Below are 13,412 nucleotides of genomic sequence, written 5' to 3'. Positions count from 1 at the left end.
CCTCTGCCCAGCGCTATCATGGCGGCCTAACTGGCGGCTGTGGCGGAAGCGGCGGATCCCTTAGCGTTCACCCTCTGCCCCTCGTCAATCTTAAATCCGTCCTGGGCGAAGGCGTATTGCCGCGGCGCGAAATCGAACACGCTTTCGCGCATTTTCTGGATCGAGATGGAGCGCCGTAATTCATGGTTCTCTTCAAATTGTCGCAGGAGAACAAGGTTATCGAGCACTGCAGACACTTGCCCGAACGGGGCATGCACTTCTGGCGCGAGAATCTCCCGGGTTTCCCATGTCGCCATTGTCGTAACCCCTAGCGAACGAAGTTTGTTCGTGAGGGTTGCAAAAAATTCGAGCAATCTGTCGCGATGGACCGCAGCCCGCTCAAACCCCCCGAGGCCGTCGATGAAGAGCCGCTTCACTTGCCGCTCCTGGACCTCGTCGATCAACTCGTGCGCAAGGCGGTCGATCAATTGTTCCCCGAGTGCCCGGTTGCGTATGGTCAGACTGGAGCTGTCGGGCTCCGGCAGCGCAATACCCAGACTGGCTGCCTTGGTTCGGAGCCGCTTTTCATTTTCGAAGAAACCGAAATGAAGAGCAGGTTCATCAGCCGTCCCGCGAGCGAGGAAATGCAGACCCAGCGTCGTCTTGCCACTACCTGTCGGGCCCGCAACCAGCGTGATCGACCCCGCAGGAAGCCCTCCTTCCATCAGATCGTCGAGAAGCAGCAGGCCGGTGCTCATTCGTGCGGAGGGCAACTCACAGGCTTCCGGCGCCTCGGCAAACACCGTCTCGATCCTGGGGTAGACAGTGATTCCGCGTCGATCGATTTCAAACTTGTGCAGGCCCCCCAGGGCCTTGCTGCCGCGGGACTTGCGCACCTGCAGCTGGCGGACTGTCCTGACGCCCGCCAGCATATCGCCCATCTCGATGACGCCATCGACCATCGTGTGCTCGGGGCTGGTTTCCTCCAGACTGGCACTCGTCAGGAACAGCACCGTGCAGCCCACGAATGCGGCCTGTCCCTGCACTTCGGCCACGAACGTCTTGACGTCGAAATCGGTGTCGGCGCGGTCGCGCGCGTTCAAGAGGCCGTCGAAAACCAGCAACGTGGCTTTACGACGCTTGGTTTCCCGGCGAAGCAGCTGGACCACCGCATCGAGGCCTTCCTCGCGCATGGTCTGGAACACGCTCACGTACGATATGTCATTCCCGAGCCGCTGCGCGTTGAAGAAGTCCAGCGTCCCCAATGCCTGAAACAGCCGATCATGGCTTTCCGACAGAAGCGTGACGAACAGCACGCTGCCGCCGCCCGCCGCATGATGGAACGCGATCTGGTTCGACAGGATGGTCTTGCCGGCACCGGGACGGCCCTGGACAATGTACGACGCACCTTTGATGAGCCCCCCATCGAGGATCTGGTCAAGACCCTTGATCCCGCTCGCAATCCGCGAGAACTCCTCCACTGCCAACACTCCTGCCTGAACGCTTTAATCTGATCCGCGCACGTCATATCGCGGCGCGTACGATGGGGAAGCCCAAAAACACGGCATTCGCATCAGATTACGCAGCCGAGCTGGATGGAGGGCCCACCTTTGCAATACGCATCGCGAGGCGCATGGGCTTCCTCCCGCCTCCCGCGGTTGTTTGGCCGGGACCCTATGGGCTTTCTTCACCAGAAGCAAAACGCAGCCCCTGAGCGTCACCTACCTTCGCTTCGCCGTCGAACAATCGGTCCAGACGTGCATGGACGTCGTGACGGTACTGCTGGACGGTCATCGACCTCGGCGCATTGACCTCGAGCTCATCAGCGATAGAGGCCTTGATGCGGCCAATGGCGTCGTCTGTGAGCAGGCCAGCACCGTGCAGTTCGCGACAAAGCTGGACGACGCCGACCGCAGTGGCCTGCGCGCGCAGGCCCACGTTGGTGAGGTCATCGTGCATCTTCTCTTTTCCCGATCTTGCCTTCACGGTTAGTTCTCCCAGCTGCCGGCGGCAAACAAGCGCCCTTTATGAGGCTTGGCTACGCCTTTATCGACCAAGGTTTGACGGTTCATCCAAGCGCCTTCAGCGTCGGCCGAGGACCGACGGCCTCTCATCGATCTCTACTTCGAAGCTGGCGCGGTGCGCCAGTATGAAGCTCTGATACCTGCCATTCACACCGTCGAGCCGCATACTCAGGATATCGCGGGTCCCTAACGGAACCCGGGTTTTCGGGTTGAGATCGCTGGTTTTTAAGGGTAGGCGCTCCGCCCTGGTGTTCAAATAGCCGGCGCTCGTGCTGGCGCGGGAACTTCCAGGCACCCGCTACGCGAGCGTAGGCGGAGGTGCGAACAAAGGTCCAATCGAGCCGCGGAAGGGTGACCATGTTTCGACAAATATTCAGATACCTCCGCAAGGCATTGGCCACGCCCTGGTTCTGTAACGCCAGAAACGCGGACTGCTCATTTCATCGACGGTGCCCCGACTGCCGCCGCGAGCAAGACTCGTAATCTACCGGCCCGTCAGCTCTCTCCAAACAGAGCGCGCTGTGAGGCTTCGATCTCCTCGAAATAGCGCCGGCGTGCGTGCCGTTCCGTCACTACCCCGACGACCCGCCCGACACCGTCCACGACCGCCAGCTCGTCCGCCGCAGCAAGGTCGAACGCCTTGAGGGTCGCACGGATGTCCGTTGTCGGTGTCAGCACGTTCGTGGTCAAGACTGCTAACGCGGCCACCGGGGTGTCGGGATCAAGCTGAGGGTCGTAAGCCTTTGCGGTCGCGACCACACCGGCGTAATGTCCCTGGCTATCGACCAGCACGGCTTTGGCCGTCGAACCCAGAGGAATGCTGTTTCGAAACTCCTGAACGGAAGCGTCGGCAGACACGCTCGTCCAGTCCTTGCGCATCAGACGTCCCGCCGTCAGGCTGAGCATCCATCCAATATCTCGCGGGCTACGGATTATCGAACCGCGGACGTGCAGGCGCCAGGTGGAGAAGGAATAACCGAACGTCTCGCGCGTAAAGGTGCCGGAGACAAGTGACGCGGCCAGGACGACGCCCATCAGCGCGAAATCGTGCGTCGTCTCCAGCATCAGCATCGCCAAGGTCATCGGTCCGCCAACTACCGTCACGGCAAGCGCACTCATTCCGACCAAAGCCGCATCGTTCAGATCGAGCGCAACACCAAACGGCAGCATCGCCAATCCGGTCGCATATATAAGCCCCACCAGCGATCCGAGAAAAAGCGATGCGAAGAACAGTCCGCCGCGGAATCCGAAGCTGATCGAAATCGCCGACGCCGCTATCTTCAAAACGAGGACGATGAGCAGCACATGCAAGGCAGGGGGCAGCGCGAGGTTGAGGTGCATCGCGCCGTGCCCGGACGATAGCGTCTGCGGTGAGATCATCGCCAATGGCATCAAAAGCAAACCGCCGACCACCGGCTTCCACCGCACCAATCGTTTCATGCGCTGCGCCTGCCCTTCCGCGAAGGTGACCAGGCGCATCAGTCCGATGCCGACGAGGGCGCAGATAAGGCCGAGGACGATGTAAAGAGCATAGTCGCCGACGCCTAGAACCCGGTCGGCGCTCGACGCAATCAGATAGGGCTCGATACCCAGCAATCGGGTGACGAATGCCGCACCCAGCGCCGCAGCCACGACGGGGGCGACCGATGCCGGCGTGTAGGCGCCGATGACAATCTCGAATGCGTAGAATGCGCCGGCCAATGGGGCGCCGAACGCCGCTCCCACGGCTGCGCCGGCCCCCGCACCGACCAGCGTGCGCATGTCGGCGCGGCGCAATTTGAACCATTTGCCCAGTTGAGACGCGATCCCGCCCCCCATTTGCGCATAAGCCGCTTCCAGACCCACCGACGCTCCCGCACCGTTGGATATCAACGTCTGCGCGCTGATCACAAGGTTGTCGAGAAAGGGGATACGTCCGCTATGCAGCGCATTCGCCTCGACGACGTCGATCGGTGCGCGCTGACGTTTGCGCAACAATCGGTTGAACATCACCAGGCCTAGCCCTCCCAGGGGAAGTGCGAGGAGCCGCCAGGGATGGTGAATTTCGCCAAGGGCACTCAGGCGATTGGAACTCAGCCCGTAGAAAAGGCGCTGCATCGCGTGGGCGGCGTAGCCCAGAAGATTGGTGACCGACCCGGCTGCCAAACCCGCCGCTAACGCCAGCAGGATGAAAGCGATCTCGCTTTCCCGGAGCCGCTGGCGCTGCCGGATAACGAAGGATCGCAGCGTCTGGGTCCCTAAGCGTCGCACGTCCCCGCATGCGAGGCGCCGGCCGCTACTGTCAAGAGCGAGGTGGCGGCCGGTACGCAGATACTGCAAAGTCGCCTGTTCTCACGGGGTGGTGAAGCCGGATCTGGGAGCGATGATGCAGGAAAAGACTTAGTGAGGCCCGCGAACCATCAGGTCACCTCCACTCGACCAACGGCTTGTCCCTTCCGGGCTGCTCGAACGCGACTTTATCGAACGTCACCGAAATAATGCAGCGAGGCGGAATATCCGGACTCCTCTGGAGGCAACGGACCGGCTGGCCATCGTCCAACGCGGCCAGGCGGCCGCTCAGCACCAGCGTATACCCTCTTGTCGAAGGTGCCTCATCACCCTCGAGCTTGATCGTCGAGGTATAAGGCCGGCCCCCTCGTTGGCGAGTCCGGGATGCGCCGGGTGCATAGAACATCGCGATCGCCAACTGCCGGCTAGGGACCAACCGGTCTCCGGACGCTTTTCCTTGCCCCTGTGGGCCCATGCCTGTGCCCTGCGGCGGTTCCTTGCCGATCTGCGTGCCGCAGCTCTCTGAGCTGGTCCATGGTCTGTCGATCCAGAATCCCTCTACCGCGTCATACGCCGTCGCTGCCGCCCTGTCCTGCGCCCAGTCGCCCGCTTCAAGCATTGCCGGACGAGCGGTCAGACGCAGGGCCCGGGTCTTCTCGTTGTACGTCCAACCGGCCCAGCTGTCCGTGCCATCGGTTTCAGGCCCGGCACAACCGAACGGCATCCGGATAGTGAACGAGCGGCCCACCAGGTCTCGATTGGCTAGGGGTAGCGGATTTCCGCCCGCCGCGGTGTCGGCCGCTTTCGCCGCAGTCGCCAACAGTTCTGCTCGATTTAAAGGGGGCGGCGCGATCTGCACCAACGGCGCCGGCTCGACCTCGGGAACAGGCGCGGGGGAAGGAGTAGAAGCCGGCACCGCCGCGCGCTTGTTATTTGCAGCGGTTTGAACAACCGCGGTTACCCCGGCCCCGAGGCCCAGTGCAACCACGTGGGAAAGGATGAGAAGTTTGACGCGTGGGCCGTCCATGCGTCCGGCCTAGCAGATTGTCGCTGGAAATTGACCCCCTTTTGCCACGCTTCACAGCCGGAGGCCAATTCGCCTGCGCCTGACAGCGCATTGTGCTACGCCAGGGGCATGACGCTCGATCAACTTGTCACTCTCGTCGTGCTCGTCGGCGTGATCGTCGCTCTGATCTGGGACAAGCTGCGGGCCGATGTGGTGGCGTTGACGGGGGCGGCCATCCTGTTGCTGACCGGTGCGGTCCGCCCTAGCGAAGTGCAATCCGCGTTCGGCAGTCCCGCGATCATCACGCTGGCTTGCCTGTTCGTCATCGCGCATGCGATGGAGCTCTCGGGGTTACTCGATCTTTTGATCCGCAAGGCCGTGGCGTTATGCCGCCGCATTGGCGTGGCGGGGTTATGGCTCCTGATCGCTCTTAGCGGCGGCGCATCCGGCTTCCTCAATAACACCCCGATCGTCGTTCTGACCGCGCCGGTGGTGCGCGACGTCGCCACTTCGCTCAACCTCGACCCCAAACGCTTCCTCCTGCCACTCTCCTACGTCGCAGTCCTGGGCGGCTGCTGTACGCTGATCGGGACGTCAACCAACCTCCTGGTGGATGACATGGCGCGCTCGTCAGGTCAGCCGCCGTTCTCAATTTTCGAGATCACACCTGTCGGACTGACCGTCGCGTTGGCTGGCGGCCTGTATCTCTTCCTGTTCTCGGGAAGGCTGCTTGCCCGTTCCACGAACGCACCGGCTATTGAGGCGGCATTGCCGCGCCATCTCAGCCACGTCGACATTGCGGGCGAGACGGTCGGAGATGCGCAGGATTTCGCAGTGGAGCGGCCCCTGCAGACCGGCAAGGCCATAACCGCCTCCGCCATCTTCGTCGGGGTCATCGCCTTGGCTGCGCTGAACCTCGCGCCGATCGCCGCATCGTCATTCGCTGGTGCCGTACTCCTGATCCTGCTGCGGGTCATTCGACCCGAGGAGGCATACGGCGGACTACGTCCGGATATCCTTCTTCTCGTTGTCGGTATGGTGGTTATCGGTATCGCCATGGAGCAGACCGGGCTCGCGGCATCCGCCACGGACGCGCTGATCGGCCGGATCGGCCTGTTTGGTCCTCTAGGGGCACTGATCGTCCTCTATGGAGCCACCTTGGTCCTGACGGAATTGCTGTCCAATGCCACCGTGGCGGTGCTGGTGACGCCCGTGGCGGTCGCGCTCGCGGAAAGTATGGCGGTCAGCCCGCGTCCATTCCTGGTTGCGATCATGATGGCTGGCAGCGCCGCCTTTGCGACGCCGTTTGGATACCAGACGAATGTCCTGGTCTATCAAATGGGCGGATACGCCTATCTCGACTTCACCAAGGTAGGCTTGCCGCTGAACATCATAACCTGGGCGGTGGGGGTTGCCGCAATCCACTGGTTCTTCCCGTTCTGAACCTGTCCGGGCCTGCCTGTGGAGCCAATCCGTTCCCGATGAGTTGGTTGTCAAAGGCGGCTGCGCCTTACCATCAAACCAAAAAGGACAACCTTATGCTCAAAGGCGCGGCCTTTTTCGCTGTCATAGCCCTGATCCTCGCCATTCTCGGATTTGGCGGCGTGGCAGGTTTCGCATGGGACCTGGCAAAGATCCTGTTCTGGCTGGCACTGATTATCGCGGCTGCGCTCGCGGTGCTCGGGTTTACCATTTATAAAAAAGTCAGCTGATCTGCACCCTGATGGTCGATACAAACAACGATACCGCCGCGCGTGGATCGGATGCACTTTTGCCGGCAGCGTCGCGCGTCGCGGTGATGACCGTCACAGTCATCGCAGTCCTTGCCGTGGCATGGCTATTGGTCGAGCTGTCGGGACTGCTGATGCTCGTCTTCGCATCACTCGCCCTTGCCACCGTTTTCGATGCCATGACGCGCCGCATCTGCCGATTGCTCGGCGCGCCGCGGGGATTGGCACTGGCGCTTTCAGTGCTGGCGTTCCTCGGCGTGTTCGCCGCAGCGTTTTTCCTGTTCGGCGCGCAACTGGCCCGCGAGTTCGATACCATCCGCAGCGCTCTACCTTCCGCTTTCGAGAAAATCCTCGCCTTTGTCGAACGCCTGGGGCTCGGCGAGCCGGTTCGAAAGTTGCTGGATCAGGGCGGGGGGGATGTTTCGCAGGTCGTATCGCGGGCCGGAGGCTACGTGTTAACGGCCGGAAATGTGTTGACCAACGCTGTGCTCGTCCTGGTCGGTGCCATCTTCATTGCAGGCGATCCAAGTATCTACAGACGCGGACTGCTGTTACTTATGCCGCGCCGTGCGGAGGCGCCACTGGCTGCCGCGTTGGACGACGCCGGTCGAGGCCTGCGCGGATGGATGTTTGGCCAGTTGATCTCATCGATGGTCGTGGCTGCCCTGACCTGGGGCGGCTTGGCCGCTCTGGGCGTTCCTGCCGCTGGCGGGCTTGGGGTGATCGCAGGATTGCTGGATGTCATCCCGATGGTCGGCCCCATCATTTCGGGAGTGCCCGCCGTGTTGCTCGCGTTCACGGTTTCCCCGGCTTCGGCTCTCTGGACCATAGGACTATTCCTGGCGGTGCAGCAGCTTCAGGGGAATTTCCTCCAGCCCATGATCCAGAAGCAGGCTGTCGACGTGCCTCCAGCGCTCCTCCTTTTCGCCGTAGTGGCCGCCGGCACGTTGTTCGGCTTCCTGGGCGTCCTACTGGCAGCGCCACTGACCGTGGTCTCTTTTGTGTTCGTGCAGCGAATCTACGTGCGGACCCTGCTGGGCAAGAAAATCGACGTCGCGGGCTAAAGCGCAGGAAGAAAATACTATTGCAACAATCCCTTAATCAGCTTTGCAATGAGAAATACAATACACACCATTGCGCCAAAGCATAGAATCGACGTGGCCGCATCCCCAGACTTTACCGCAATTGTGATAGCCACCAGGCCTGCCGTTACGCCAGCGGCAAGAGCGGCGAATACCATAATTTCCTTTGGAATGATCTTTCGTCCCTTCGTTTCCGGGAAGGATGTTGGCTGTCGCTCGTGGAGCTTCCTTCCGCGGTAGCAGGCGGAGCCGAATGTTGTCGTCATCGCCGGCCATCTCGCATCGACCGAGCGCGCCTTACCTAAGTCTGGTGCGAAAATCCATGCAGGCTTGCTTCTACCCGAACGGGCTATTAGGCGCGTCTTGACCCGGACCATCGCTTTCGCATAGTGCAGGCGCAGGCAATGGATTCCTGCCTGGCCTCTCGCCGAACCGCCCTCACAAGGGACGATGATTCCTACTTGGCGCCGCAAGGCAGCAAGGAGGAATAGTGCGCGCTAATTTTCGCAATCTCTATCGAACTTTGAATGTCGCAGCATTCATCCGTGACCGCCATGATCATGCGATGTCGGTGCTGCGATGGACCCTTATTCTCGTGCCTATGGCGGCGGCGGTGGGCACCTTGTGCGCGGCTTTCCTCTGGAGCTTGGACGCCGCCACGCAGGCGCGGTTCGACCATCCATGGCTGTTGTTCCTGCTCCCGGTGGGCGGTGCGGCGATCGCGCTTCTCTATCACCTTGTCGGCCGCCCGGTCGAAGCCGGCAACAACCTGATCGTCGAACAGATACATGAGCCGGGCGGGGGCGTGCCACTGCGCATGGCGCCCCTCGTATTTATCGGCACGATCGCCACACACCTGTTTGGCGGCTCGGCCGGCCGGGAGGGAACTGCGGTGCAACTCGGCGGTAGCCTTGCCAGCGCGGTTGCCGGCTTGTTCCGTCTCGATGCCTCCGGCGTTAGCATTCTGCTCATGGCAGGCGTCGCGGCGGGGTTTGGTGCCGTGTTCGGTACCCCCATCGCTGGTGCCGTGTTTGCGCTCGAGGTGCTGGCGGTTGGTAGGGTCGAATATTCCGGCCTCGTGCCCTGCCTGCTCGCCGCGGTCGTCGGGGACTGGGTTTGCCACGCCTGGGGCATCCATCACGCCGCGTACAACATTGCCAATTTGACATCGACCTCAGGGGCGCTGTTGGTCGAACCAATGCTGCTCGCAAAGGCGGCGCTCGCAGGCATCGCCTTCGGCTTGGCGGGCTTGGTCTTCGCCGAAGCCAATCACGCCTTGGGCGGCCTGCTAAAGCGGTTAATTCCTTATGGACCGCTCCGGGCAGCCGTCGGCGGAGTGGTCGTCATCGCGCTCGCCTACAGCGTTGGCACGCGCGCCTATCTGGGACTGGGCGTCTGGTCGGCGGTCCCCGGCGATCCCACGATAGCCGGCTTCTTCACCACGCCGGCGAGTCCATGGAGTTGGGCGCTCAAGCTTCTTTTCACGGTCCTCACGTTGAGTGCGGGTTACAAGGGCGGCGAGGTGACGCCGCTGTTCTTCATCGGCGCGGCGCTTGGCAACGCCCTTGCCGGCCCGCTCGATGCGCCGATCGACCTGTTCGCCGGCATTGGCTTTGTCGCGGTGTTCGCAGGCGCAGCCAATGTGCCGCTGGCCTGTACCATCATGGGCATCGAACTGTTCGGGTCAGCGTATGCCGTACCGATCGCGGTGGCGTGTTTCGTTGCCTACATCTGTTCGGGCCATAACGGCATCTACCTCTCGCAGCGAATCGCTGTGCCCAAGCGTGGCGGCGCGGGACGCCCGGGCGTCATAACGCTTCGCCATGCGCGGGCCGTCCGCCGGACTACAGACGCCCCATCCTCGATCAACACGAAGGAGCGCGATTGATGTCGGAATTGCGAAAGATCACAACAACAGAGGTCGGCATGATCCGCATCTATCTCAAGCCATCGGATAAGGTCGGCAAGCGCCCGCGTGCCTTCTGGTCCGGCAAGCCGCTTTATCGAGAGCTCGTCAGCCAAGCGAAGCGCGATCGTCTTATGAATGCCGTCGCCCACCATACCTTCTATGGCTTTAGCAACCATGGTCCCGTCATGGAGAATGGCGCAGAGCTATCCAATCCGCATCTGACAATGTGTGTCGAACTGATCGGTCGACGACGCCAACTCGAGCGTTTCTGCGAACGACATTGCGAACTGCTCGCCAACAAGGTCATAGTCTACAAGCATCTGGAGCATTGGAGCATTGGATCCCTCCCGGCTAACGCGTGAAAACTAGCGCCTGCTGATCGGGAACGAACAGCGCAACGAGGTCGCGCTCTTTCTCTAATCGGCGCGGTTCGGCAGTACCTCGGCGAGAACGCTCCTTGAGGCGATAATCTAGGAGATCGATCTGACGCTGGTGAAAGCCAATCCTGCCCCCCTTAAGCGAAAGTTCAGCCCGCTATCGGCATGATCCGACAGAGTATCGTTGACGTAGGCCTATTCGAAGATGCCAGCGCGCATTGTGGCTGAGACAGCTCTCAAGCCCGTCAGTATAACAACAAAGGAAAAGACTTTGCAGAAATGGCGTCATAGCCGGGCGACTGCTGGTGCCGTTGGTGCCGTATTTTTGGTTATCTCCGCTCAGCCAATTGAAGCTAGAGCAGGAGAAAGGATCGGTAATCACCTCGACCAATGTGATGGCCGGAAAAACGCGATTTTAGCAGTCGTTAGCGGCATCAAAGCAAGCCAGGGAACTATGCGCATCCAAAGCTATCGGGCGACAAAATCAGATTGGTTGCGAAAAGGTCAGTGGCTCAAGCGTATTGAAGTTTCAGCTCACGCACCTTCGATGAGAATTTGTATCCCGGTAGACGGGCCAGGCGATTACGCGATAGCGGTTAGGCACGATATCAATGGGAACGGCAAGACCGACATCACCAAGGATGGCGGCGGAATGTCGAAAAATCCGCCAATCACCATTTGGAACTTGGGAAAGCCAAGCTATAGAAAAGTAAGCGTCGCGGTGAGCGGATTGCGTGAAATACATACAAATATGAGGTACATGTGATGATGAGCATTACGCTGGGAGAGGTGGGGTCAGGCTTATGACAACCATCGGCGCAGGATAAGGGATAGCAACCCCAGCGCTGCAACGCTGGCCGCCCAGATCCCGAAGAACCAGCCTAATTTGGCAAGGCTCGCGCGCATCAGTGATACCCCTCACCGCTGACCTTGCCCCTGAATACCCAATAGGCCCACGCTGTATAAGCGAGGATCACTGGCACCAGCACGCCCCCGCCGACCAGCATGAACAGCTGGCTGCGATAGGGTGCCGCCGCTTCCCAGATCGTGACTCGCGCGGGGATGACATCGGGCCAGATCGAGATGCCCAGGCCGACAATGCACAGCCCGAACAGGGCCAGCGCCCAGAAGAAGGGCTGCGCATCCTTGCGGCGCGACAGGCTCCGGTAGAAAAGGGCAGTGACGATCAGTGTCGCCAGCGGCACCTGCGCCGTCGCAAGCACGCCGGGGAACGACAGCCAGCGACTTTGATAGCTGTTTTCCAGCGTCAGCGTGGCGAGGCTGACGGCGACGATCACGACCAGAAGGGCAATGCCCAGTCGCCCGGCATAAGTCACGACCTGCCGCTGCAAGCCCCCTTCGGTCTTCCAGTTCAGCCAGCACGCGCCAAGCAGTGCGTAGCCAATCATCAGGCCAAAGCCGGTGAGCAGGGAAAAAGGCGAGAGCCATTCCCACCATCCCCCGGAATAGGCCCGTCCCGAAACGCTGATGCCCTGAAGCAGCGCGCCCAGTGCAATCCCCTGCGCGAACGTCGCCACAGCCGAGCCGCCGGTGAAGGCGATGTCCCAAACGGCTCGATGTGCTGGATCGCGCCAGCGAAACTCGAACGCCACGCCGCGCAGCACCAGGCCCAGCAGCATCGCGATGAGCGGCGCATAAAGGGCCGGCAGGATGATGGCATAGGCAAGTGGGAAGGCGGCGAGCAGACCGCCGCCTCCCAGCACCAACCAGGTTTCGTTTCCGTCCCAGACCGGAGCGATGCTGTTCATCGCGGTGTCGCGATCCTTGCCCACCTTGAACAGCGGAAAGAGGATACCGATGCCAAGGTCGAACCCGTCCATTACGACATAGGCGATGATGGCGAAGCCGATGATGGCGGCCCAAACGACGGTAAGGTCGAGCATCGTCATTCTCCTCCTTCGATGGCGGGCGCAGGGGTTATGCCGGCAGTACGGATAGGCGCGCCGTCGAGCGCGCTTTCATGCGCTTGCGGCGGCTTCTTCATCAGATGCAGAAGATACCAGATGCCCATGCCAAAGACGCTGAAATAGACGATGACGAAGGCCAGCAGCGAACTGGCTACGGCGGGGGCGTCCAGCGGCGATGCACTGTGGCTGGTGCGGAGCAGGCCATAAACGGTAAAAGGCTGCCTACCCACTTCCGTCACGATCCATCCTGCCAGCACCGCCACGAAGCCGGACGGCCCCATCAGGAGCGCCGCGCGGTGCAGCCACCTCCAGTCGTGCAACCGGCCGCGCACCCGCGCCAACAGGCTCCACGCGCCAAGGCCCAGCATGGCAAAGCCCAGCCCCACCATCACGCGAAAGGCCCAGAAGACGATGCCTACAGGCGGCTCGTCCGCGTCAGGAACGCTGTCCAGACCCCGGAGCGGCGCGTTGAGTTCATGTTTGAGGATGAGAGAGGATGCCTTGGGGATGGCGATGGCACGGTCGATCCGCTTCTCCTTGCTGTTCGGGATGCCGAACAGGATCAGCGGTGCGCCGTCGGGATGACTGTCATAATGCCCTTCCATCGCCATGACCTTGGCCGGCTGATGCTCCAGCGTGTTCAGGCCGTGCATGTCGCCGGCGAATATCTGGATTGGCGCAACAATCGCGGCCATCCACATCGCCATCGAGAACATCGTGCGCGCGCCGGGATTGACGCGATCCTTCAACAGGTGCCACGCGCCGACACCGCCCACGGCGAAGGCCGTGGTGAGATAGGCGGCCAGGACGGTATGGACCAGGCGATAGGGGAAGCTTGGGTTGAAAATGATCGCTGCCCAGCTCGGCCCAGGTAGGAACTGGCCGTTCGCGCCGATCTCATAACCCGTGGGCGTCTGCATCCAGCTGTTGACCGACAGGATCCAGAAGGCGGAGATGAAAGTGCCGATCGCCACGGCGCAAGTAGCAGTAAAGTGCAGCTTGCGCCCGACCTTGTTGATGCCGAACAGCATGACGCCCAGAAACCCGGCCTCCAGGAAGAAGGCTGTCAGAACCTCATAGGCCATCAACGGGCCGATGACAGGACCGGC

General features: G+C 61.4%; 13 protein-coding genes and 1 riboswitch. Of the genes, 6 read left to right on the top strand and 7 right to left on the bottom strand.

Features of this window, described 5'->3' with window-relative positions:
* Positions 1-26: 26 nt before the first annotated feature.
* From GR702_RS17000 to GR702_RS16985, 4 genes are all read right to left on the bottom strand, one after another.
* The gene (locus tag GR702_RS17000) at positions 27-1,460 is read right to left on the bottom strand and encodes an RAD55 family ATPase (RefSeq protein ID WP_133085137.1); all 1,434 of its coding nucleotides are present in this window, start codon (positions 1,458-1,460) and stop codon (positions 27-29) included.
* Positions 1,461-1,653: 193 nt separating this feature from the next.
* Positions 1,654-1,938 (bottom strand): hypothetical protein, encoded by a 285-nt coding sequence (locus GR702_RS16995; RefSeq protein WP_133085138.1) that lies wholly within the window; start codon positions 1,936-1,938, stop codon positions 1,654-1,656.
* Positions 1,939-2,498: 560 nt separating this feature from the next.
* The gene (locus tag GR702_RS16990; protein ID WP_133085175.1) at positions 2,499-4,253 is read right to left on the bottom strand and encodes a chloride channel protein; all 1,755 of its coding nucleotides are present in this window, start codon (positions 4,251-4,253) and stop codon (positions 2,499-2,501) included.
* Positions 4,254-4,407: 154 nt separating this feature from the next.
* The gene (locus GR702_RS16985) at positions 4,408-5,298 is read right to left on the bottom strand and encodes a hypothetical protein (RefSeq protein WP_133085139.1); all 891 of its coding nucleotides are present in this window, start codon (positions 5,296-5,298) and stop codon (positions 4,408-4,410) included.
* Between the two features lie 108 nt (positions 5,299-5,406).
* Between GR702_RS16985 and GR702_RS16980 the strand changes: the two genes are divergently transcribed.
* The 6 genes from GR702_RS16980 to GR702_RS16955 all read left to right on the top strand — a co-directional run bounded on the left by GR702_RS16980 (position 5,407) and on the right by GR702_RS16955 (position 11,141).
* On the top strand, positions 5,407-6,720 hold the full coding sequence (locus GR702_RS16980; protein WP_133085140.1) for an SLC13 family permease: 1,314 nt from the start codon (positions 5,407-5,409) through the stop codon (positions 6,718-6,720).
* 95 nt (positions 6,721-6,815) lie between these two features.
* Positions 6,816-6,989 (top strand): DUF1328 domain-containing protein, encoded by a 174-nt coding sequence (locus tag GR702_RS16975; protein ID WP_133085176.1) that lies wholly within the window; start codon positions 6,816-6,818, stop codon positions 6,987-6,989.
* A gap of 11 nt (positions 6,990-7,000) precedes the next feature.
* Positions 7,001-8,071: an AI-2E family transporter gene (locus GR702_RS16970; protein ID WP_133085141.1), complete on the top strand. Its 1,071-nt coding sequence runs from the start codon at positions 7,001-7,003 to the stop codon at positions 8,069-8,071.
* 409 nt (positions 8,072-8,480) lie between these two features.
* Positions 8,481-8,556: riboswitch (Fluoride riboswitch) on the top strand.
* Positions 8,557-8,579: 23 nt separating this feature from the next.
* On the top strand, positions 8,580-9,977 hold the full coding sequence (locus GR702_RS16965; RefSeq protein ID WP_133085143.1) for a voltage-gated chloride channel family protein: 1,398 nt from the start codon (positions 8,580-8,582) through the stop codon (positions 9,975-9,977).
* Positions 9,977-10,360, top strand: coding sequence for a DUF190 domain-containing protein (locus GR702_RS16960; RefSeq protein ID WP_133085144.1), 384 nt, complete (start codon positions 9,977-9,979; stop codon positions 10,358-10,360). Before GR702_RS16965 ends, GR702_RS16960 begins: the two co-directional genes overlap by 1 nt.
* A gap of 220 nt (positions 10,361-10,580) precedes the next feature.
* The gene (locus GR702_RS16955; RefSeq protein ID WP_160986978.1) at positions 10,581-11,141 is read left to right on the top strand and encodes a DUF2141 domain-containing protein; all 561 of its coding nucleotides are present in this window, start codon (positions 10,581-10,583) and stop codon (positions 11,139-11,141) included.
* Between the two features lie 35 nt (positions 11,142-11,176).
* On the opposite strand, the gene GR702_RS16950 is transcribed toward GR702_RS16955, so the two are convergent.
* The 3 genes from GR702_RS16950 to GR702_RS16940 all read right to left on the bottom strand — a co-directional run.
* Complete coding sequence (locus tag GR702_RS16950; protein WP_133085146.1) at positions 11,177-11,281, bottom strand: DUF2474 family protein; 105 nt, start codon at positions 11,279-11,281, stop codon at positions 11,177-11,179.
* Positions 11,281-12,279, bottom strand: a complete 999-nt coding sequence (gene cydB, locus GR702_RS16945; protein ID WP_133085147.1) for a cytochrome d ubiquinol oxidase subunit II — start codon at positions 12,277-12,279, stop codon at positions 11,281-11,283. The genes GR702_RS16950 and cydB overlap by 1 nt, the downstream gene beginning before the upstream one ends.
* Positions 12,280-12,281: 2 nt before the next feature.
* Positions 12,282-13,412: cytochrome ubiquinol oxidase subunit I (locus tag GR702_RS16940; RefSeq protein ID WP_160986977.1), on the bottom strand; the 1,131-nt coding region annotated here is incomplete at its 5' end.

This window comes from Novosphingobium silvae, assembly GCF_009856825.1.
Classification (GTDB): domain Bacteria; phylum Pseudomonadota; class Alphaproteobacteria; order Sphingomonadales; family Sphingomonadaceae; genus Novosphingobium; species Novosphingobium silvae.
This window is presented reverse-complemented; position numbering and strand designations above follow the sequence as displayed.

Coding starts and splice junctions, on each gene's coding strand:
- GR702_RS16960 (WP_133085144.1), top strand. CDS start 9,977: ATGTCGGAATTGCGAAAGATCACAACAACAGAGGTCGGCATGATCCGC.
- GR702_RS16985 (WP_133085139.1), bottom strand. CDS start 5,298: ATGGACGGCCCACGCGTCAAACTTCTCATCCTTTCCCACGTGGTTGCA.
- GR702_RS16980 (WP_133085140.1), top strand. CDS start 5,407: ATGACGCTCGATCAACTTGTCACTCTCGTCGTGCTCGTCGGCGTGATC.
- GR702_RS16955 (WP_160986978.1), top strand. CDS start 10,581: ATGCCAGCGCGCATTGTGGCTGAGACAGCTCTCAAGCCCGTCAGTATA.
- GR702_RS16975 (WP_133085176.1), top strand. CDS start 6,816: ATGCTCAAAGGCGCGGCCTTTTTCGCTGTCATAGCCCTGATCCTCGCC.
- GR702_RS16950 (WP_133085146.1), bottom strand. CDS start 11,281: ATGCGCGCGAGCCTTGCCAAATTAGGCTGGTTCTTCGGGATCTGGGCG.
- GR702_RS16970 (WP_133085141.1), top strand. CDS start 7,001: ATGGTCGATACAAACAACGATACCGCCGCGCGTGGATCGGATGCACTT.
- cydB (WP_133085147.1), bottom strand. CDS start 12,279: ATGCTCGACCTTACCGTCGTTTGGGCCGCCATCATCGGCTTCGCCATC.
- GR702_RS16995 (WP_133085138.1), bottom strand. CDS start 1,938: ATGCACGATGACCTCACCAACGTGGGCCTGCGCGCGCAGGCCACTGCG.